General features: G+C 66.6%; 17 protein-coding genes. 7 read left to right on the plus strand and 10 right to left on the minus strand.

The genetic code is table 11. The features are described 5' to 3' along the window. Positions 1-96 precede the first annotated feature (96 nt). The 4 genes from K9B35_RS15510 to K9B35_RS15525 are packed head-to-tail and all read right to left on the minus strand — an operon-like array spanning position 97 to position 6,874. Entirely contained in the window at positions 97-975 is an 879-nt protein-coding gene (locus K9B35_RS15510; protein WP_224922901.1) for a transglutaminase family protein, read from the minus strand. Further along, positions 975-3,461 carry a circularly permuted type 2 ATP-grasp protein gene (locus K9B35_RS15515; protein WP_224922902.1) on the minus strand — a complete coding sequence of 829 codons (2,487 nt, stop codon included), beginning with the start codon at positions 3,459-3,461 and terminating at the stop codon, positions 975-977. The genes K9B35_RS15510 and K9B35_RS15515 overlap by 1 nt, the downstream gene beginning before the upstream one ends. Before the next feature lie 59 nt (positions 3,462-3,520). Further along, complete coding sequence (gene ligD / locus K9B35_RS15520) at positions 3,521-5,983, minus strand: DNA ligase D (protein ID WP_224922903.1); 2,463 nt, start codon at positions 5,981-5,983, stop codon at positions 3,521-3,523. Positions 5,984-5,986: 3 nt separating this feature from the next. Next, the gene (locus K9B35_RS15525; RefSeq protein WP_224922904.1) at positions 5,987-6,874 is read right to left on the minus strand and encodes a Ku protein; all 888 of its coding nucleotides are present in this window, start codon (positions 6,872-6,874) and stop codon (positions 5,987-5,989) included. Between the two features lie 112 nt (positions 6,875-6,986). Between K9B35_RS15525 and K9B35_RS15530 the strand changes: the two genes are divergently transcribed. The 4 genes from K9B35_RS15530 to K9B35_RS15545 all read left to right on the plus strand — a co-directional run bounded on the left by K9B35_RS15530 (position 6,987) and on the right by K9B35_RS15545 (position 10,149). After that, on the plus strand, positions 6,987-8,510 hold the full coding sequence (locus K9B35_RS15530; protein ID WP_224923211.1) for a sodium:solute symporter family transporter: 1,524 nt from the start codon (positions 6,987-6,989) through the stop codon (positions 8,508-8,510). Positions 8,511-8,578: 68 nt separating this feature from the next. Further along, entirely contained in the window at positions 8,579-8,788 is a 210-nt protein-coding gene (locus K9B35_RS15535; protein ID WP_224922905.1) for a helix-turn-helix transcriptional regulator, read from the plus strand. After that, complete coding sequence (locus K9B35_RS15540) at positions 8,760-9,200, plus strand: hypothetical protein (RefSeq protein WP_224922906.1); 441 nt, start codon at positions 8,760-8,762, stop codon at positions 9,198-9,200. Before K9B35_RS15535 ends, K9B35_RS15540 begins: the two co-directional genes overlap by 29 nt. Before the next feature lie 31 nt (positions 9,201-9,231). Continuing rightward, positions 9,232-10,149 carry a TraB/GumN family protein gene (locus tag K9B35_RS15545; RefSeq protein WP_224922907.1) on the plus strand — a complete coding sequence of 306 codons (918 nt, stop codon included), beginning with the start codon at positions 9,232-9,234 and terminating at the stop codon, positions 10,147-10,149. Positions 10,150-10,325: 176 nt separating this feature from the next. Here K9B35_RS15545 and K9B35_RS15550 read toward each other — a convergent pair whose 3' ends face one another. Further along, on the minus strand, positions 10,326-11,087 hold the full coding sequence (locus K9B35_RS15550) for an exonuclease domain-containing protein (RefSeq protein WP_224922908.1): 762 nt from the start codon (positions 11,085-11,087) through the stop codon (positions 10,326-10,328). Between the two features lie 103 nt (positions 11,088-11,190). Here K9B35_RS15550 and K9B35_RS15555 point away from each other — a divergent pair, with 103 nt between their 5' ends. Then, positions 11,191-12,357: a tetratricopeptide repeat protein gene (locus tag K9B35_RS15555; protein ID WP_224922909.1), complete on the plus strand. Its 1,167-nt coding sequence runs from the start codon at positions 11,191-11,193 to the stop codon at positions 12,355-12,357. Between the two features lie 154 nt (positions 12,358-12,511). Here K9B35_RS15555 and pgmG read toward each other — a convergent pair whose 3' ends face one another. The 3 genes from pgmG to K9B35_RS15570 all read right to left on the minus strand — a co-directional run bounded on the left by pgmG (position 12,512) and on the right by K9B35_RS15570 (position 15,086). Then, complete coding sequence (gene pgmG / locus K9B35_RS15560) at positions 12,512-13,894, minus strand: phosphoglucomutase/phosphomannomutase PgmG (protein WP_224922910.1); 1,383 nt, start codon at positions 13,892-13,894, stop codon at positions 12,512-12,514. An 86-nt stretch (positions 13,895-13,980) separates the two neighbouring features. Further along, on the minus strand, positions 13,981-14,289 hold the full coding sequence (locus tag K9B35_RS15565; protein ID WP_263622652.1) for a DnaJ domain-containing protein: 309 nt from the start codon (positions 14,287-14,289) through the stop codon (positions 13,981-13,983). Next, positions 14,286-15,086 carry a division plane positioning ATPase MipZ gene (locus K9B35_RS15570; RefSeq protein WP_224922911.1) on the minus strand — a complete coding sequence of 267 codons (801 nt, stop codon included), beginning with the start codon at positions 15,084-15,086 and terminating at the stop codon, positions 14,286-14,288. The genes K9B35_RS15565 and K9B35_RS15570 overlap by 4 nt, the downstream gene beginning before the upstream one ends. Positions 15,087-15,163: 77 nt before the next feature. Between K9B35_RS15570 and panC the strand changes: the two genes are divergently transcribed. After that, a complete protein-coding gene (gene panC, locus K9B35_RS15575; protein ID WP_224922912.1) occupies positions 15,164-16,006 on the plus strand; it encodes a pantoate--beta-alanine ligase in 843 nt (280 codons plus the stop codon). 85 nt (positions 16,007-16,091) lie between these two features. Next, positions 16,092-16,388 carry a hypothetical protein gene (locus K9B35_RS15580; RefSeq protein WP_224923213.1) on the plus strand — a complete coding sequence of 99 codons (297 nt, stop codon included), beginning with the start codon at positions 16,092-16,094 and terminating at the stop codon, positions 16,386-16,388. Positions 16,389-16,392: 4 nt separating this feature from the next. Here K9B35_RS15580 and K9B35_RS15585 read toward each other — a convergent pair whose 3' ends face one another. Together K9B35_RS15585 and topA are read right to left on the minus strand one after the other, a co-directional pair. Further along, positions 16,393-16,803 (minus strand): hypothetical protein, encoded by a 411-nt coding sequence (locus K9B35_RS15585; protein WP_224922913.1) that lies wholly within the window; start codon positions 16,801-16,803, stop codon positions 16,393-16,395. Beyond that, complete coding sequence (gene topA / locus K9B35_RS15590; RefSeq protein WP_224922914.1) at positions 16,803-19,346, minus strand: type I DNA topoisomerase; 2,544 nt, start codon at positions 19,344-19,346, stop codon at positions 16,803-16,805. The genes K9B35_RS15585 and topA overlap by 1 nt, the downstream gene beginning before the upstream one ends. Positions 19,347-19,424 lie beyond the last annotated feature (78 nt).

Consider the following 19,424-nt stretch of genomic DNA (forward strand, 5'->3'; position numbering starts at 1 on the left):
CCGCTCCCCCACCCGGCCACCCATAGAATACACTCGCGTTGGGTGGCCGGGTGGGGGAGCGGGCCGGTGCCGCGTTCAGCGCAGCTGAAAACGATTCTAATCCAGCGGCTCGACGTCCACCGAGACGTGCATGTCCTGCGCGCCCGAGCCGAGCACGATGCCATCGATCGGGGCGATGTCGGTGTAATCGCGGCCGATCGCGATAATGACATGGTCGCTCGCCATCCAGATGCCGTTGGTCGGATCGACCCCGACCCAGCCGCGCGCATGCCCGCACCATAAAAGCACCCAGGCATGGGTGGCGTCCGCTCCAACGAGGCGCGGCTGGCCGGGCGGGGGCAGCGTGCGCAGATAGCCCGAGGCATAGGCGGCGGGCAGGCCCGCGGCGCGCAGGCCGGAGATCATGATCTGCGCGAAATCCTGACACACGCCGCCGCGCTTGAGGAACGCCTCACGCGGGGGGGTGTCGACCAGCGTCGCGGTGGGGTCGAACGCGAATTCATTCTGGATGCGACAGGCGAGCGCGATGGCGGCTTCGAGCGCGCCGCGCGAAGGGTCCAATTCCTGCGCGCACCACTCGGCAATGTCGCGGTCGAGCGGGATCAGCGGCGAGGGGAACAGATAGGATGCCGGGCTGGCAGGGCCCGCATCGCGGCTGGCGCGCGCTTCGGCGGCGACCTGCGCCAGCGTGGGATCGTCGGGCGCGGGCATCGGCACGGGGCGATCGACGGTGATGGTGCAGCGGCTCTCGATCGTCAGGCTCTGCACCGCCTGGGTCACCACCAGCCGGACGACGTTGGCGAGGCCCGCCTCCGCGCGTGCGGGCGCAGTGTCGCCGCCGGGCAGGATCGTCAGGCTGTAATCGTGCAGCTCCTGCCCCGACCAGTGGATCGGCTTGAGGCGCAGGTTGCAGCGGGCGAACCCGACCGGCTCGGCATAGTCGAACCGTGTGACGTGGCGAATGGCGTAGCGCATCAGCCGACAACAAGCCCGGCGGCGCGCAGCGGTTCCGATCCGTGGAGGAAATAGCGGCGGGCGACCGCTTCGGACAGCGCGGCGAGCTTGTTGCCGATGGCGTAGAGCTGATCGAGGTCGAAGCTGGCGGCGTGCGCCGTCGCGACCAGCGCGGCGAGTTCGCGGGCGATCGCCTGTTGCGGCTCGGCAAGGCCATCGTCGGAGAGGCGCGGCAATGCTTCGAGATGCGCCGAGATCGCCTCCACCTGAAACGCGATGCCGCGCGGATTGCCGGGGTCGAGCGCGATCAGGTCGATCACCGGCACGCGGGCGATGCCGGTCAGATAACGCTGGCGATAGCTGATCTGGCTGTCGGCAAGGTCGAGCAGCGCGGACAGATCGTCGCTCGTCGCCTCGACATGGCCGAGCACGCGCAGCGCGGCGACGGTTGCGACGGCGCGCTCAACCCGGCGACCCAGGTCGTGGAAGCGCCAGGCGTCGGTGCGTCCCATATGCTCCGACGACAGGCCCGCGAGCGCGGAATAGCGGCGCTGCAGCGAGCCGGCGCGGTCGAGCGCGCTGCCGCGCGTCGGATAGGGCGCGTCGAGCAGCCGGATCATGTCGGCGGACAGCCGGTCGCGGCTGACCGCACCGATCGCGCGCGCCTGACGGTTGATCGCGCGCACGCTGTACCAGCCATCGGTGGCGTCCATCGCCGCTTCGGCAAAGCGCGTGAGGTGCGCGCGGCCGAGGCTGTCGGGCTGTGGCCCCGCCCCGGCCTCGACCACCAGGCCTACCAGCCGCCCGACCGTATCCGCAGCGAGCGCGGCGCCGCTGTCGGCGCTGATCGAATGGCCGAGCAGCGCGCGGATCACGCCGAGCCGCGCCTCGCCGCGCTCGAGATAGCGGCCAAGCCAGAAGAGATTGTCGGCGACGCGGCTGGGCAGCGTGCCGGGGTTTCGGCGCAGCTGGGTGGTGTCGCTGCGCTGGAGCAGGGTGACGGGCGCGACCGGTTCGCCGCCATGGATGACGACATCGGCGGACCAATTGCCCTCCCCCATCACCGCCGCGCGCGCATCGGGCTTGTCGCCGATCTGCGCGAAGCCGCCGGGCATGACGTGCCAGCCGCCGTCCGCGCCGCGTGCCGCGAACACGCGCAGGGTGAAGGGGCGTGCTTCCAGCCGGCCGTCGCTGACCACGGGCATGGTCGACAGGCGCACGACTTCCTGCCCGACATAATCCTGCGGGCGACGTTCGAAATCGGCGCGTAGCGCGGCGCGCGTCTCGGGCGACATCGCCGATCCCAGCATCGCCCCGCCTCCGGGCAGCACGTTGGTCGCCACGCCGAACGCCGGGGCGATCACCATATTGTCGAGGTCGCCGGCAACTTCGGCGCATTCGCGCGGCTGGCCGCACCACCAGGTCGCGATATTGGCGAGCTTCAGGCTCTCGCCGGTCAGACGGGCGCAGACGCGCGGCAGGAAGGCGGCAAAGGCGGGCGCCTCCAACATCCCCGCGCCGGGCGAATTGGCGATCACCACCTCCCCCTGCGCCATCGCGTCGATCAGGCCGGGCACACCGATCGCCGAATGCGAATCGAACGCGAGCGGATCGATCATCCGCGGATCGACGCGCCGCCACAGCGCATCGACGCGCTTCAGCCCAGCGATGGTGCGCAGATACACGCGGTCGTCGAGCACCGCGAGGTCGCCGCCCTCGACCAGCAGGAAGCCGAGATAGCGCGCGAGATGCGCCTGTTCGGCATAGCTGGGGGTAAGGCGGCCCGGGGTGAGCAACCCGATGCGCGGATCGCTGCGGCGACAGCGCGCGGCGATGCCTTCGCGGAAGGCGGCGAAGAACGGTGCGTGCCGCTCGATATTGAGCCGCCCCTGCAACCCGCCGAGCATCCGCGCGATCGCCAGCCGGTTCTCCAGCGCATAGCCAGCCCCGGCGGGCGCGCGCAGATGATCGGCGAGCACGCGCCATTCGCCCGACGGCCCGCGGCACAGATCGAACGCGACGAAATGGAGATGGCAGCCGCCGGGCGGCTCCAGCCCCATCATCGGGCGCAGGAAATAGGGGCTGCCGGTCAGCAGGGTCGCGGGCAGGCTGCCGCCGCGCACCAGATTTTGCGGGCCATAGCTGTCGGCCAGGATCGCCTCGAGCAGGTCGGCGCGCTGCGCGACGCCTTCCGCAATCCCCTGCCACTCGGCCTTTTCGATCAGCAGCGGGATTGGTGAAAGCGGCCAGGGCCGTTCCTCGCCCTCGCCGGGGATGCGGAAACCGGTACCGATATCCTCGGCATGGCGCTGCGCCCGCTCCCGCGCCGAGGCCAGATCTTCGCCCGCACGCTCGGCCAGTTCCTCGAGCGCTGCATTCCATGCCGGGTCATCAAGCCCGGCGGCGTAGAGCATGTCGGTCGCGGGGGTCGCGGCGCGATAGTCCGTCAGCCAGCGCCGCGCGATCGCCGCCGTGTCATAGCCGGTGTCCGCAACAGCGCTCGCCATTCATTACCCCCTTGGACCTGATGTTCTGTGACGGGGTTACTGCGCAGGTGCAACAAGGATCAGATATCGGGCAGCACCTGATCCGCCTGACCCCAACCGGCGAGCGCGCGTCCAGTTGCACGCTCAAGCAGCAGGGCGGCGTCGCGCACGCTGAACAATTGCGCGCTATCAGCGTCGCGCAGCTCACTCCAGCTGACCGGCGCGGACACCGGGGCGCCGGGGCGGGCGCGGGCGACATAGGGCATCACCGCCGTGCTGCCGCGCTGGTTGCGCAGATAGTCGATGAAGATTCGGCCCTTGCGATCGGCCTTTTTGAGGTTCGCGGTGAAGCGGTCGGGCTCCGCCTGTGCCAGCGCGCGGGCGAAGCGATCGGCGAAGGATTTGGCGGCGGGCCATTCTGCCTGCGGGGTCAGTGGGACGACGACATGCACGCCCTTGCCCCCGGTCAGCATCGCGAAGCTGGTCAGGCCCATATCGGCGAGATGCTGTTTGAGGTCGGCCGCCGCCGTCTTCACCTTGGCGAAGTCGAGCCCCTCGTCAGGGTCGAGATCGAACACCAGCCGGTCGGGCTTTTCGACATCCTCCACCTGGCTACCCCAGCCGTGAAATTCGATCGTTCCCATCTGGACACAGGCGCGCACGCCCTCGGCATCGTCGACCCACAGATAGGGTTCGGTCGATCCGTCCTTCTCGCGAATATCGACCTGATAGACGTGCGACCCGAAGCTACCCGCGTCATGCTTCTGAAAGAAGCATTGCTTCGCGCGGCCCTGTGGACAGCGGACCAGGCTGATCGGGCGATGGGCGAGCCAAGGCAGCATGATCGGCGCGACGGCGGCGTAATAGTCGGCGAGGTCGCCTTTGGTGATCTTCGAATCGGGAAAGATCACGCGGTCGGGGTTGGTGATCTTCACATCGCTCTGCGGCGCAGATGGCGGCGGAGCGGCGCGTTCGGGGACGATTTCGGCGGCAGGCTTGTCATCGCGCAGGGCGATGAAGCTGGCGTGGCGGACGACATGTTCGGCGGTGAACTCGGCGAACGCGACTTCGGCGACCAGTTTGGGCGTCACCCACTGCGCGCCGCGCGCCGCGACCTTGGGCACCTCGGCGGGCGGCGTCTTGCGTTCGATCCGGGCCAGCTTGTCCATCAGATCGGCCGAATTGGTCGCGTTGAACCCGGTCCCGACCTTGCCAGCGTAACGCAGCGCGCCATCCTCATGCACGCCGAGCAACAGCGATTTCAGCCCGCGTCCGCTCGCGCTGCTGGGCAGCCAGCCGATGATCACGAATTCCTGCCGCCGCGTGCATTTGATCTTGAACCAGCTTTTGGTCCGCTTGCCGCGATAGGGGGCGTCGGCGCGCTTCGAGATGACGCCTTCATGCCCCTCGCGGCACATCGCCTCGAACAATTTCTCGCCCGCGCCGAGGACATGTTCGGAGAAGAGCAGGCGCGGATCGGCGCCGTCGAGCAGGGTGCGCAGCCGCTCCTTGCGCTCAATCTGGGGCAGGTCGGTCAGGTCCTCGCCGTCGAGTTCGAGCAGGTCGAAGGCGAAGAAGGCGAGGTCGCCGCTGCCGTTCGAGAGCGCGTCCTGAAGCGTCGAGAAATCGGGTTTGCCGTTTTTGAACGCGACCACTTCGCCATCGATCAGCGCGGAAGATGCGGGTAGCCCGCCCGCCGCCTCGGCGATTCCGGTGAACTTGTCGGTCCAGTCGAGCCCACTGCGGGTGTAGACGTGCGGCCCGCCCTTTCCGATCGCGACCAGCGCGCGATAGCCGTCATATTTCATCTCGTGCAGCCAGCCGTTTCCGGCGGGGACGGAGTCGACAAGGGTGGCGAGCTGGGGTTGGCGGAAGGCGGGCGGCTTGGCGTCGCCCCGGCGTAGGCCGGGGCCGCTTTGTTTTCCGCGATCACCTGGCGGCCCCCTCCTACGCCGGGGCGACGGTTTTTTGCCCTCCGCAATCTCCTGCATCGTCCGCCCGGTCGCGACGCTGGTGAGGCCGGTTTCGACCAGCGCGTCGGTTGCGCCGGCATAAGCGTCGTCGATCTTGCGCAGCAGCCAGTTCTCGCGCTTTTCCCCGGCCCGCGGCTTGAGGCGGATCAGCAGCCAGTCGCCCTTCATCCGCTCACCGTCGAGCGTGAAGTGGAGATGGCCCTTGTCCAGATCCTTCGCGCTCTTGCCCTTGACCGGCGCCCAGCTGCCGCGATCCCACAACATCACCGTGCCACCGCCATATTCGGCTGCCGGAATCGTCCCCTCGAACGTCGCATAGGACAAGGGATGATCCTCGGTCCGCACAGCGAGGCGCTTCTCGTCGGGGTCGAGGCTGGGGCCGCGCGTCACCGCCCAGCTTTTGAGCACGCCGTCCACTTCCAGCCGCAAATCCCAGTGCAGCCGGGTCGCGTCGTGCTTCTGCACCATGAAGGTCCGCCCTTCACCCTTCGCGATTTCGCCGCGCGGCTCCGCTGTTTTCGCGAAATCGCGCTTGGCATTATAGCGTTCGAGCGGATCGGGCGTGGCCATGGATCAGGCGCGCTTCTTCGCCGGAGTCTTGGCCGGCGCTTTCTTCGCGGCGGGTTTCTTTGCGGGAGCCTTTTCGGCGGGCGCCTTCTTTGCCGCACCGGGCTTTTCGAGGCTCTTCTTGAGCGCCGCCATCAGGTCCACGACATTGCCGCCGCGCGGGTCCGCGCCGCCATCCTTGTCGTCGATGATCTTGCGGTTGCCCTTCTGCTTCTGCTTGCGTTCGATCAGCCCCTTGAGCGCGTCGACATAGCGGTCGTGGAAGGTCGCGGGATCGAACTTCGCCGATTTCTTCTCGATCAGCGTTTCGGCGAGGCTCAGCAGATCCTCGTCCGGTTCGGCATCGGGGATGTCGCGGAAATAGCCCTGCGCCTTGTGCACCTCATCGGCGTAGCGCAGCGTTTCCAGCACCATGCCGCGCCCGCAGGGTTTGAGGCTCACCACATATTCGCGCCCGCGCATCGCGAGCTGGCCAAGCCCGACCTTCTTTGTCCGCTTTAATGCCTCACGCAGCACGACGAACGCTTCTTCGGCCAAATCGTCGGCGGGGACGACGAAATAGGGCTTTTCGTAATAGAGCACGTCGATCTCATGCGCGTCGACGAACTGGGTCAGCTCCAGCGTCTTCTTCGACTCGAGCTTCACCGCGTCGATCTCGTCCTGATCGAGCAGGACATATTCGCCCTTTTCGACCTCGAACCCCTTCATGATCTCATCGGTATCGATCGCGCCGAGGCCGGGCACGACCTTTTCATATTTGATGCGCTTGCCGGAAGGTTCGTGGACCTGGTGGAAGGCGATCGAGGCGCCCGATCGGGTCGCGCTGTAGATTTCCACGGGAATCGAGACCAGCGCGAGACGAATCTGCCCCTGCCAATATGCGCGCGCTGCCATCGGACATCCTTGTTGTTGCGAAGCCGATTCAAAGCGCGAGCGCGGGAGTCGTTCCGTGAGCGCGCCGCAACTTGCCGCGTGACGTTGGAAACGCCTCTGCTACACCTTGGCTATGATGCTGCATTTCGCCGCGCTCGACTGGATGGTGGTCGGGCTTTACCTCGCCGTGCTGGCCGGGCTGTCCTGGCACTTCAACCGGGTCGAGACGCGCAATGCGGGGGATTATTTCCTCGCGGGGAACAGCGTGCCGGCGTGGTTGGCAGCCGTGTCGGTACTGGCCACGCAGCAATCCGCCGCGACCTTCCTCGGCGCACCCGATTATGGATATCGCAGCGATTACAGCTATTTGGGCGCAGTGGTGGGCGCGGTGCTCGCGGCGTTCTTCGTCGCACATGTGCTGATCCCGCGCTTCTACGCGCTGCGCGTCGCCACGGTCTATGAGCTGCTCGAGACGCGCTACAACGCGCGGGCGATGCGGTGGGCGGGGGGCATGTATCTGGCCGGGCGCATCCTGTCGGGCGGCGCGCGCGTGTATCTGGCGGCGATCGCGATTGCGATGGTCGGGTTCAACGCGATCGATGCCGGGTCGATCATCCTGTCGGCGGCGGCGGTGATGCTTGCCAGCCTTGCCTTCACCCTGCGCGGAGGGCTCAAGTCCGTCATCTGGAACGACTTCGTCCAGTTCATCGTCTATGCCGGCGCCGCCATCGCGGTGCTGATCTTCCTGCGCGCCGCGATCCCGCTCGACAACGCGGCGCTGATCGACGCGCTGCGCAACGCGCCCGATGGAACGAACAAGCTGCGGCTGTTCGACCTCTCAACCGATCTGTCCAAGCCGTTTACTCTGCTCGCCGCGGTCACCGGACTGTTCCTGCTCAACACCGCAAGCTCCGGCCTCGATCAGGATACCACCCAGCGGCTGCTCGCCAGTCCGGATGCAAAGACCGGTGCGCGCAGCCTGATCATGTCGGCCCTGGGCAGCGTGCCCGTCATCGCGGTGTTCGTGACGATCGGGCTGATGCTGCACATCTTCTACGACCGGCCCGATCTGATGGGCGCGACCAATGCCGTTTCGGCGAATTTCGCGGGCGAGAAGATCACGATCTTCGTCCATTTCATCCTGACGCAACTGCCCCCCGGCCTGCGCGGGCTGGTGACGATCGGGGTGATAGCTGCGGCGGTGTCGACCGTCACTTCGGCGCTCAATTCGATGTCGTCGGTGGTGGTCAGCGATTTCTACCGTCCCTGGCGCGAGGCGCGCGGCGGGGCGGAGGATCGGCATTATGTCCATGCCGGGCGCTGGGGCATGGCGGCGGTGGCGGTGGCAATGTTCGCGACCGCAGTGCTGAGCTATTATTGGCAGAAGCATAGCGACATGCCGTTGCTCGAATTCGTGCTGTCGGTGATGGTGTTTGCCTATGCCGGACTGCTCGGCGTCTATGCCGTCGCCTTGTTCACGACGCGCGGCACCACCGCATCGGTGATCGCCGCGCTGATCACCGGATTCGTGACCGTGTTCCTGCTCCAGCCCTTTGCCTTCGGGCCACAGGGGCTCGCCTTCCCGTATCTGCTCTGCATCGGCACGCTGGCAGCGGCCCTTGTCGCCGCGATTCCGCGGGGCAAAAAACCCGCTTGACTCATGTCATGCTACCCTGACATATAGTCATCCGTGGATGACATAATGTCATGGAGCAGTGACGGCCTGTGAAGAACCGCCTGAAAGTGCTGCGCGCCGAACGCGACTGGAGCCAGGCGGAGCTTGGCGGCCATCTCGGCGTGTCGCGACAGGCGGTGAACGCGATCGAGACGGGGAAATATGATCCCTCGCTTCCGCTCGCCTTCCGCATCGCCCGACTGTTCGACCTCAGCATCGAGGAGATTTTCGATGACGCGGAGCATGATGATGGCGAATGAAGTGAAGGACGGTCTGGCCGCCGCCCGCGCCCGCACGCGGCGCCAGCGGATCATCCTGTTCACGCTGATGGGCGCCGGCGTGGTCGTCGGCTTCTTCTCGGCGATGTTCGAGGTCGAGGGCGGCGAATTCCTCGAGGGTATCCCCGCCGCCTGGGCGATCGCCGCGTCGCTGATCACCACGGTCGCGCTCGCTTATGGCGGTTGGCGCTACAACCGCGTCACCGACGAGCTGGAGCGGCGCGACAATCTGTGGGCCTCGGCGATCGCGCTCAACTTCTACCTCGCGCTGTACGCCAACTGGTATCTGCTGTGGCGCGGCGGGCTGGTCCGCGAACCCGAGCACGAGCTGCTCGCGGTCGCGACCTTTGCGGTGATGATGCTGGCCTATGGCTACAAGAAATTACGTCCCTGAACACCCTAACCCTTTGTAAGTGGAGATGTTTATGAAGAAGTTCCTGCCCCGCGCAGCGACTGCGCTCGCCCTGTTGTTCGTCACCCCCGCCGCGCTTGCGCAGCAGGCAGCGGCCCCCGCCCCTGCGACACAGATGAAGGACGCTGATCCGGCGCTTTGGGTGGTCAAGGACGAGGACACGACCATCTATCTGTTCGGCACGATCCACGTCCTGCCGGCTGGCCTGAGCTGGTTCGACGAGGCAGTGAAGAAGGCGTTCGACGAGAGCGGCGAGCTGGTCACCGAGATCGGCGATATGCCTGATCTCGCGACCGTGCAGCCGCTGATCATCAAGCACGCAGTGATGCAAACCGGGCCGCAGCTGAGCGAGCGACTTCCGGCCGACAAGCGGGAAGCGTTTGCCAAGGCGGTGGCCGATGCCGGCATCCCGGCGCAGGCAGTGGAGCGCTTCCGGCCGTGGTTTGCGGCATCGCAGCTGAGCCTGATCGCGCTGACCAAGGCGGGCTATAACCCGGCGTCGGGCGCGGAAACCGCGCTGACTGCGGCGGCCAAGGCGGCGAACAAGCCGATTTCCGGCGTCGAGACGCTGGACCAGCAGTTCGGGTTCTTCAACAGCCTGTCGGAAGCCGCGCAGGTGCAATTCCTGACCGAGACCCTCGCGCAGCTCGGCAATGTCGGGCCTGAGTTCGAGAAGATGGTCGCAGAATGGTCGGAGGGCGATGCCGAGGGTCTCGCCGCGATCATGAACGAGGCAATGCGCAGCTCGCCCGAGCTGAGCAAGATGCTGCTCGCCGACCGCAACGCGCGCTGGGCCGAGTGGATCGACACGCGGCTCGACAAGCCGGGCGTCGTGTTCATGGCGGTGGGCGCTGGGCACCTGTCGGGCCCGGACAGCGTTCAGGTCATGCTCGACAAGCGCCAGATCAAGAGCCAGCGGATCGAGTATTGATCCGTCACTCCAATTCCCCTCCCTGAAAGGGAGGGGTCAGGGGTGGGTTTAGCGGCGGCGAGGCTCGATGCCTCGTCGCCGCTCTGCGTTGCGCACCACGGGTATTTTTGAGCGCGCAGACGCGCGCACGCACCCCCAGCCCCTCCCTTTCAGGGAGGGGAGCGCGTTGGAGGTGTCTAAAACAAGTCCGGCTGGCGGACCGGTTTGAATTCCGGGCCCCGGCCGCGGCGCCGTTCCAGCTCGACCTGCGCGGTGTAGCGAATGTCCTCGTCGCGATCCTGCAGGAAGGCGTCGAGCGATTCATCGTCGATCTCGCTCCATTCCTTGCCACGGTCCGGACCATAGCGGACGCGCGGCAACAGGCCCGGCAGCCTCGACCATTCGATCAGCTGCGCGACGCTCGCCTCGTTGAGCATGTCGCGCAGATGGTGCGCGGTGACATAGGCGTCGGGAAAGGCGCGATGCGCGGGCAGGCCGCGGTCATGCTCCAGCCCCTCGGGCATGCGGTAATAGCGCAGGAACTGGTTGGAAAATCCCGGACTGTCGCGCCACAGCCGCAGTGCGCATTTATAGGTGCAAATCCAGTCGGCCCCGCGCGTCAGCGCCGGCGTGCAGAACTGCTCCTCGAAACTCGCGCGATGCGCCGCCAGCGCGACGCGGCGCGGCCAGGGGTCGAGCACGGGGCGCGCGACATCGTGCCACCAGGATGCGTCCGCGACATCCTCGTCGCGGATATGGTGGATCGCCATGGTCAACGGCGGGATCGGGCGGCCGGGATTGACCAGCCGGGCGCCGCCCTCGCCCTCCAGCTCCCAGCGCCCGTCCTTGCCCAGCGCGACATCCTGCCACCCGATCTCGCACACGCCATGCTGCGGCGGCGCTTGTCCGGTGGTTTCAAGGTCGATGACGCGGATGATCTGGGGCGGGGCGGGAGCCATGCCCCCATGTGGCCTGCCGCGCCGCGATTTGCCACCCCTGCGCAACCTTGCCTGTCAGAGATCGTCGCTGGCGCGGGGAGCGTAGGGCGATAGGATGCGGCGCATGCACATCGTTCGCCGCCTGTTGCTGTTGCTGACCCTAGCCTTTGCCAGCCCGGCGCTGGCCGGGGTTTCGGCATTGCCAGCGACGGCACGGGCGCCGCGCTGCATCGAATTGGCCGGGGGCGATGCGGCGCGGGCGCGCTACATCGCAGAGCGACGGGCGGAGCTGGCGGCGTGCGATCCGGCCAAGCCGACGCTGGAGTGCGCGGCGAGCTGGGGCAAGCTAGTGGTCGCGTCACGCGACGGCGGCGATCCCGCGCTGGCCGAGCGGTACGCGCCGCTGTTCCACACCGATCGCCGGCCGATGGCCCGCACGCCGCAGCTGGTTCGCACCTATCTGCATCTGGCAGGCGCGATGGAGCAGCAGGCCTGCTTCACCGAGGGCGAACCGCTCTATCGCCTCGCGCTCGCGCTGGTCGACGCGGGCAAGCCGGACCCCGGCGAAGTCGCCGACATCTATTACGCGCTGGCGTGGAATTTGAGCTATCAGGAGCGCCACAAGGAGGCCGAGGCGACGATGCGCGCCACGCTGGCGTTGTGGTCGCGCATCCTGCCAGCCGGGAACCGCGATATCCTGCAGGCGCAGCAGGACATCGCCTATATGCTCGAGGATCAGGGCCGGTTTACCGAGGCCGAAGCACTCTATGCGCCTTTGCTGGCGGCGCGGGAAAAGCTGACCGACGAACGCGGGCTGCTCGATCTGGCGGTGACCTACACCAATCTTGGCTACAACCTCGCCAGTCAGGGGCGGCTGGCCGAGGGTGAAGCGCTGTTCCGCAAGGGGCTGGATGCCGCCGCCGCGCGGGTCGGCGATTCAGACCCGATGATCGCCAAGGGGCGCAGCTATGTCGCCGGTATCATCGCGAAACAGGGCCGTACCGACGAAGCGGAGAGCTGGTATCGCCGCGCGCTCGCGGTGCTGATCCGCCGCCCGGCGATGGACCCCGATCGCGCGCGGGCGATCCTGGGGCTGGCGACGCATCTGCAGGCGAGCGGACGGGCCCCGCAGGAAGTGCGCGCACTGCTGCGCGTGGCCGCCGATGATGCGCGGCTGCGGCAACAGCTTCACACTGGCTTCTCACGCGATGCGCAGGCGGCGTTGCAGCGCAGTGCCCCGATCTATGCCGCGCAAGTCCGCGCGGCATGGGATCTGGCGCAACTGCGCTAGCGCGGCGCTAGATTCGTTTTCAGCTTCGCTGAAGCGGCACCGGCCCCCTCCCCCACCCGGCCACCCATAGAATACACTGTCGTTGGGTGGCCGGGTGGGGGAGCGGGCCGGTGCCGCCCTACTAAAAAACCGCGCTAGCGCGACCGGCGGGCGCTCAATGCCCCGCCTGTGGCCCGCGCTCGAGCCCGCTGGCGGCGAGCTGGGCGTCGATCATCGCCAGCAGCCGGTCGAGCGCCGCCTGGTCCTTGGCCTCGGCGCGGGCGACCAGCACGTCCTGCGTGTTCGATGCGCGCAGCAGCCACCAGCCATCGGGGGTGTTGACCCGCGCGCCATCGGTGTCGTTGACGTCCGCGCCCGATTCCTTGAGCCGCGCCAGTACCTCGTCGATCACCGCGAACTTGCGGCTTTCATCGACCTGGAAGCGCATCTCGGGCGTGTTGACGATCGCCGGCATCGCGCTGCGGATCTCGCTCATCGACTTGCCGATCAGGTGGACCGCGTTGATCAGCTGGACCGCGGCATAGTGCGCGTCATCAAACCCGTAATAATCCTGCGCGAAGAAGATGTGCCCGCTCATCTCGCCCGCGAGCGGCGCGCCGGTTTCCTTCATCTTGGTCTTGATCAGGCTGTGGCCGGTCTTCCACATCAGCGGCTGGCCGCCCAGCTCGGCGATGCGGTCGTACAGCGCCTGGCTGGCCTTCACGTCGGCGATGATCGTCGCGCCGGGATCCTTGCGCAGCACAGGTTCAGCCAGAATGGACAGAAGCTGATCGCCCCAGATCACGCGGCCCTGCCCGTCAATCGCGCCGATCCGGTCGCCATCGCCATCGAAGGCCAGTCCGAAATCGAGGTTCTTCTCAGCGACCAGCGCCTTGAGGTGCGCCAGATTCTTTTCTTCGGTGGGATCGGGATGATGATTGGGAAAATTGCCGTCCACTTCGGTGAACAGCGTATGATGCTCACCGGGCAGGAGCTTCACCAGCTTTTCGATCACCGGCCCCGACGCGCCATTGCCGCAGTCCCAGCCGATGCGGAAGGTGCCGCCCGAATAGCCCGCGAGCAGGCGCCCCACATAATCATCGAGGATGTCGGCGTCGGAAACCGTGCCTTCGCCGTCCTCCCAATCGCCGTCAGCGGCCATGCGCCCCAGCGTCTGAATGTCAGCGCCAAAGAACGGACGGTGCTGAAACACCATCTTGAAGCCGTTATAGTCGCCGGGATTGTGGCTGCCGGTTATCTGGATGCCGCCATCCACCTCTAGGATCGCCTCGGCATAATAGAGCATCGGGGTTGCACCGAGCCCGATGCGGACGACGTCGCAGCCCGACGCGGTCAGCCCCTCGATCAGCGCGGCCTCCAGTACCGGGGACGAGACGCGCCCATCGCGGCTGACTGCGACACGATGCCCGCCGGCGCGGCGCAACAGCGTGGCAAAGCCGCGCCCGATCGCGCGCGCATCGTCCGGCCCCAGCGACTTGCCCACGATTCCGCGGATGTCATATTCGCGCAGCGAGGTCGGATCGAAACGATGGGTCATTGGGCCTCCAGGGAAAATCGACGCGCTTTCATTTCGCGCGCGTTACGCAAAGTTCAACCGTCAAACGCAGCTGACAGGATTGCGTTTCAGTTTTTCGGCGCAGGCTTTGGTTTGAGCAGCGTGTCGCGCGCCGCATTGACCTGTCGCGTCAGCTCGGGTGAGCCGCCGCGATCGGGGTGGACGCTGGTAATCAGGCGGCGGTGGGCGGCGCGGATCTCATCCGGTTCGGCGCCCGGCGTAACGCCCAGAATCGCATAGGCCGCTGCTTCTTCCGGATCGCGGGGCTGCGGCGCGGGCGGCGGCTTGGGCGTGCCGGGGAGCGGACGGCCCCAGCCATGCCACAAGCGAAAGCCGAGCCAGCACACCAGCACCGCGATCAGGAATTTCGCGATCATGCGAAGAGCGGCATCGCCGACTCCAGTTCGGGCAGGGCAAGGCCAGCCATCATCTCGCGCAGCTCCTGCCGCGCGGCGACATGGGCGAGGCCCATCTCACCGAATTCACGGCTGTCGAGCATGGTCAGCCCCTTGGGGAACAGTTCGCGATAGATCACGCGCTCCGAAAGCCCCGGGATGACCCGGAAACCGACGCGCTTGGCGAGCTGGTCGATCGCCTCCGACACGCGCTTCATATTGCGCGCCTCGATATGCTGCATACGGTTGCGCAGGACGACCCAGTCGATCGTCTGCCCGTCGGCCTTGGCGCGGCGCTTGCGCGAATCCCAGATCAGCTCGGAATAGAAGCTCGGTCGGGTCACGCGGAACGTGTCCGGATCGACCTGTCCGATCAGGTCGAAATCGACGAAGCTGTCGTTCATCGGCGTCACCAGCGTGTCGGCATTGGTAATCGCGATCCGCCCGAACTTGTCGTCGCGCCCCGGCGTGTCGATGATCAGGAAATCGGTATCCTGCCCCAGCCGCTCCAGACTTTCGGAAAAGCGGGCGATATTCTCGCCGTCATGGGTTTCGTAGCGTGGCATCGGCAGCGGCCGCCCGACGCGCTCCATCGTCTGACGCCGGTTGTCGAGATAGCGGCCCATCGTGCGCTGGCGATGGTCGAGGTCGAGGCACGACACGCGCGCACCCTTCATCGCCAGCGCGATTGCGGTGTGGACAGCGGTCGTGGATTTGCCGGTCCCGCCCTTTTCGTTGGCGAAGACGATCACGTGCAGCGAGTTCGTTGCGTCGGTCACTCAACATCCCTGATTGAACAGCGGGCCTGCCCCCCATAGAAGGCCGCCCTTCGTTCCATATCCAAGGCCTTGTGCGCGTGCAAACCATCCGTCAGCTCTCCGAACTTCGCGATACCGTTTCGGGATTCCGCGCCAATGGGGAACGGATCGCATTCGTGCCGACGATGGGCGCGCTGCATGCCGGGCATATGGCGCTGGTGGCGCAGGCGAAGCTGGCCGGACAGCGGGTGGTGGTGTCGATCTTCGTCAACCCCAAGCAGTTCGGGCCGAACGAGGACCTTGCCCGCTACCCGCGCAAGGAGCTGGCGGATTCGCGGATGCTGGCCGAAGCGGGCGTCGACCTGTTGTGGATGCCGCCGGTCGAGGTGATGTACCCTGAGGGGCATGCGACCAACATCTCGGTCGCTGGCGTCAGCGAGCCGCTCGACGGCGCGGCGCGACCGGGCCATTTCGACGGGGTCGCGACCGTGGTCGCCAAGCTGTTCAATCAGGTGAAGCCCGATGTCGCGCTGTTCGGCGAAAAGGATTTCCAGCAGCTCGCGGTGATCCGCCGCATGGTCGCCGACCTCGATTTCGATATCGACGTGCGCGGCGTGCCGACGCAGCGCGACGATGACGGCCTCGCGCTCTCCTCGCGCAACGCCTATCTCGCGCCCGAGGATCGCGCTGCTGCGGTTGCCCTGCCCCGTGCGCTCGGCGTCGCGGTGCGCGCGATCGAGAAGGGCGACGACCCTGCCGCAGCGCTCGCCACGGCGCGCGCGTCGCTGGAAGCGGCTGGATTCGATATCGATTATGTCGAGCTGGTCGATGCCGACAGCCTGGGCGCGCCGGTCGCGGGACAGCCCCGCCGCCTGCTCGCCGCCGCGCGGATTGCCGGCACGCGGCTGATCGACAATGTTTCTGTGGCAGCCCCGGATTGACCGGATAACGCCGTTAACCATTTGGTTACCATGAATGCCCCACCTTCGCTGTCATGAAGAGAGCGATGAAAAGTGGGGCAATGTCATGGGCAACAGTCTTAAGAGTGCACAGTTCCTGATCGACAGCCGGCTGGCGGATGCGGCGCGCGGTAGCGCCGACGCGGCCTATGAGCTCGGGATGGTCTATTCGAGCGGCGCGTCAGGCGTCGACATGGACCTGATCGAAGCGCACAAATGGTTCAACATCGCCGCCCTCAAGGGCAGCGCCGAGGCGCCCTACATGCGCGCCGAAGTCGCGGAAGACATGACCGCGCGCGAGATCATCGAAGCGCAGAAACAGGCGCGCGCCTGGCTGCAGATGACGAGCCTGCGCGCGGCCTGATCCGTCACACCGGCGGCAGCGCGATACACGCGTCGATGATGCGACGCTCCGACGCGCGAAGCGGTCGCCCGTCGCGGGTATAAACCCGGACAAGGCGCTCAAGACCGCGCTCCTCGATCTGGATCCGCAGCTTGCGAGCGTCATTCCGCGCTTCCCATATCGGGTGCTGGCCTTCGACGCTGAGCCACGTCGGCCCGCCTTGCAACACCAAACCATGTGCATTCGGCTTATCAAAGCATCGCCGCAGCGCCGGGGCCGTTGCTTGCACGCGAGCGTCGATCACCAGCACCGATCGTTCGATGTCGGTCTGCGCGCCGCTCAATTTCAGCCAAACGCCGCCGCCGATCAACATCAGAAGCACCGCCGCCCACGACAGGACTGCCCATTTCGGAGGCGGCGGCATGATCGGTTGCATTACCCCTTCTTCGCCGCTGCCTTCTTCTTCGGCGCGGCTTTCTTCGCCGGTGCCTTCTTCGCCGGAGCCTTACGCCCGCCCTTTTTCTTGGCGGGGCCAGCGGCAGCCTTGGCGTCGATGAGCTGGACCGCTTCCTCCAGCGTCAGCGCCGCCTGATCGACCGTCTTGGGCAGCGTCGCATTGGTCGTGCCGTCGGTGAGGTACGCGCCGTAGCGCCCCTCCATGAGCTTGATCTCCGCGCCCGACACCGGATGCGCGCCAACGACCTTCAGCGGCTCACGCGATCCGCGCTGCGGTCGCCCGCCGCCCGCAGCCGCCTCGGCGAGCTTGACCACCGCCGCGTTCATGCCGGTTTCGAACACGTCGGTCGTCGAGGTCAGCCGCGCATATTTGCCGTCATGCGCGAGATAGGGGCCATAGCGGCCGATCGACGCGGTGATCGGGTTGCCCGTTTCCGGGTGGTTGCCGATCGTGCGCGGCAGGTTGAGCAGCTTGACCGCCCAGTCCAGATCCAGCTCGGGAATATCCTTGGGGATCGACGCGCGCGCCGCCTCCTTGCCCTCGCCGCGCTGGATGTACGGCCCGAACCGGCCCGAGCGGCGCGAGATATCCTCGCCGGTCTCCGGGTCCTGACCGATCACTTCCGGTCCGCTGTCGCCGCCATCCTCGCCGCCGGGCTGGCCGAAGCGGCGGGTGAACTTGCAGTCGGGATAGTTGGAGCAGGCGACGAACGCGCCGAACTTGCCGCCACGCAGCGCCAGCTTGCCGACCCCGCACGACGGGCAGAGGCGCGGATCGGTGCCGTCGCCCTTGTCGGGGAAGAGATAGGGTTCGAGGAACTTGTCGAGCTCGGCGGTGACCTCGCTCGGCTTTTGCTCCATCACTTCCTGCGTACGCGGGTGGAAGTCCTTCCAGAACGCGTCGAGCACCGCCTGCCAGCCGGCCCGGCCGCCGGACACGTCGTCCAGCTCTTCCTCAAGCCCTGCGGTGAAGTCGTAATTGACGTATTTCTCGAAGAAGCGTTCGAGAAATGCGGTCAGCAGCCGACCGGTTTCTTCGGCGAAGAAGCGGTTTTTTTCGACCCGCACATAGGCGCGGTCCTTGAGCACCTGAATGATCGAGGCATAGGTCGAGGGGCGGCCGATGCCGAGTTCCTCGAGCCGCTTGACCAGCGAGGCTTCGGAGAAGCGCGGCGGCGGCTGAGTGAAATGCTGTTCGGCGTCGACGCCCTTCTTGGCGGGCGTGTCGCCGTTGCGGATCACCGGCAGGCGGCGCGAATCCTCGTCGCCCTCATCGTCGCGACCTTCTTCGTACAGCGCGAGATAGCCGGGGAAGATCACCACCTGGCCGGTCGCACGCAGCGCGTCCTGACCGGTCGGCTCTTCCAGCTCGACCGTGGTGCGCTCCATCCGCGCGCTCGACATCTGGCTGGCCAGCGCGCGCTTCCAGATCAGGTCGTACAGCCGCGCATGGTCGCCCGACCCGGCCTTGTCCTTGCTGAAATCGGTCGGACGGATCGCCTCATGCGCTTCCTGCGCATTCTTCGCCTTGGTCTGGTACTGGCGCGGCTTGTCCGGAATGTAGCTCGCCTGATAGCGGTTCACGATCGCCTTGCGCGCCTCGTCGATCGCGCTGCCATCCATCTGCACGCCGTCGGTACGCATATAGGTGATCGCGCCATCCTCGTAGAGCGCCTGCGCGATCCGCATCGTATGGCTGGCGGAGAAGCCGAGCTTGCGCGCCGCCTCCTGCTGCAGGGTCGAGGTGGTGAAGGGCGGCGGCGGGTTACGCATCGCCGGCTTGGTCTCGACGCTGGCGACGGTGAAGCGGCCCTGTTCGACCGCGGCCTTGGCGCGCATCGCTACGCCCTCGGTGCCGATCGAAAGCCGGTCAAGCTTCTTGCCCTCGAACCGCACGAGGCGCGCGTCGAACGCGGTGCCGTCATGTTCGAGATGCGCGGTGACCGACCAATATTCCTGCGCGCGGAACAGCTCGATCTCACGCTCGCGCTCGACGATCAGGCGCAGCGCAACCGACTGGACGCGGCCCGCCGACTTGGCGCCGGGCAGCTTGCGCCACAGCACGGGCGAGAGGGTAAAGCCGACCAGATAGTCGAGCGCCCGGCGCGCGCGATAGGCGTCGATCAGGTCGGTATCGAGCTGGCGCGGCGCGGCCATCGCGGTCAGCACCGCGGCCTTGGTGATCGCGTTGAAGGTGACGCGCTCGACCTCCTTGGGGAGCGCCTTCTTCTTCGCCAGCACTTCCTGGACGTGCCAGCTGATCGCCTCCCCCTCGCGGTCAGGGTCGGTCGCGAGGATCAGGCGATCGGCCTTCTTGGCCTCGTCGGTGATCGCCTTGAGCTGCTTGGCCTTGTCGGGATAGGTTTCCCAATCCATCGCAAAGCCGTCATCGGGCTGCACCGAACCGTCCTTGGCGGGCAGGTCGCGGATATGGCCGTAGGAGGCGAGGACGCGATAGTCCTTGCCGAGATATTTCTCGATGGTTTTCGCCTTGGCGGGCGATTCGACGATGACGAGCTGCATGGGGTTTGGCGGTCCTTACGTGTACGCGCGAGGATGGGGAGGCTGAATAGCGGGCGTCAAGCGGAACGCCACCCCCTC

This window comes from Sphingomonas sp. R647 (genome assembly GCF_020177055.1).
Lineage (GTDB): Bacteria > Pseudomonadota > Alphaproteobacteria > Sphingomonadales > Sphingomonadaceae > Sphingomonas.

What these genes read in the sequence shown, in the direction of transcription:
- K9B35_RS15510 (WP_224922901.1), bottom strand. Translation starts at nt 975, where the DNA reads ATGCGCTACGCCATTCGCCACGTCACACGGTTCGACTATGCCGAGCCG.
- K9B35_RS15515 (WP_224922902.1), bottom strand. Translation starts at nt 3,461, where the DNA reads ATGGCGAGCGCTGTTGCGGACACCGGCTATGACACGGCGGCGATCGCG.
- ligD (WP_224922903.1), bottom strand. Translation starts at nt 5,983, where the DNA reads ATGGCCACGCCCGATCCGCTCGAACGCTATAATGCCAAGCGCGATTTC.
- K9B35_RS15525 (WP_224922904.1), bottom strand. Translation starts at nt 6,874, where the DNA reads ATGGCAGCGCGCGCATATTGGCAGGGGCAGATTCGTCTCGCGCTGGTC.
- K9B35_RS15530 (WP_224923211.1), top strand. Translation starts at nt 6,987, where the DNA reads ATGATGCTGCATTTCGCCGCGCTCGACTGGATGGTGGTCGGGCTTTAC.
- K9B35_RS15540 (WP_224922906.1), top strand. Translation starts at nt 8,760, where the DNA reads ATGACGCGGAGCATGATGATGGCGAATGAAGTGAAGGACGGTCTGGCC.
- K9B35_RS15545 (WP_224922907.1), top strand. Translation starts at nt 9,232, where the DNA reads ATGAAGAAGTTCCTGCCCCGCGCAGCGACTGCGCTCGCCCTGTTGTTC.
- K9B35_RS15550 (WP_224922908.1), bottom strand. Translation starts at nt 11,087, where the DNA reads ATGGCTCCCGCCCCGCCCCAGATCATCCGCGTCATCGACCTTGAAACC.
- K9B35_RS15555 (WP_224922909.1), top strand. Translation starts at nt 11,191, where the DNA reads ATGCACATCGTTCGCCGCCTGTTGCTGTTGCTGACCCTAGCCTTTGCC.
- pgmG (WP_224922910.1), bottom strand. Translation starts at nt 13,894, where the DNA reads ATGACCCATCGTTTCGATCCGACCTCGCTGCGCGAATATGACATCCGC.
- K9B35_RS15565 (WP_263622652.1), bottom strand. Translation starts at nt 14,289, where the DNA reads ATGATCGCGAAATTCCTGATCGCGGTGCTGGTGTGCTGGCTCGGCTTT.
- K9B35_RS15580 (WP_224923213.1), top strand. Translation starts at nt 16,092, where the DNA reads ATGGGCAACAGTCTTAAGAGTGCACAGTTCCTGATCGACAGCCGGCTG.
- K9B35_RS15585 (WP_224922913.1), bottom strand. Translation starts at nt 16,803, where the DNA reads ATGCAACCGATCATGCCGCCGCCTCCGAAATGGGCAGTCCTGTCGTGG.
- topA (WP_224922914.1), bottom strand. Translation starts at nt 19,346, where the DNA reads ATGCAGCTCGTCATCGTCGAATCGCCCGCCAAGGCGAAAACCATCGAG.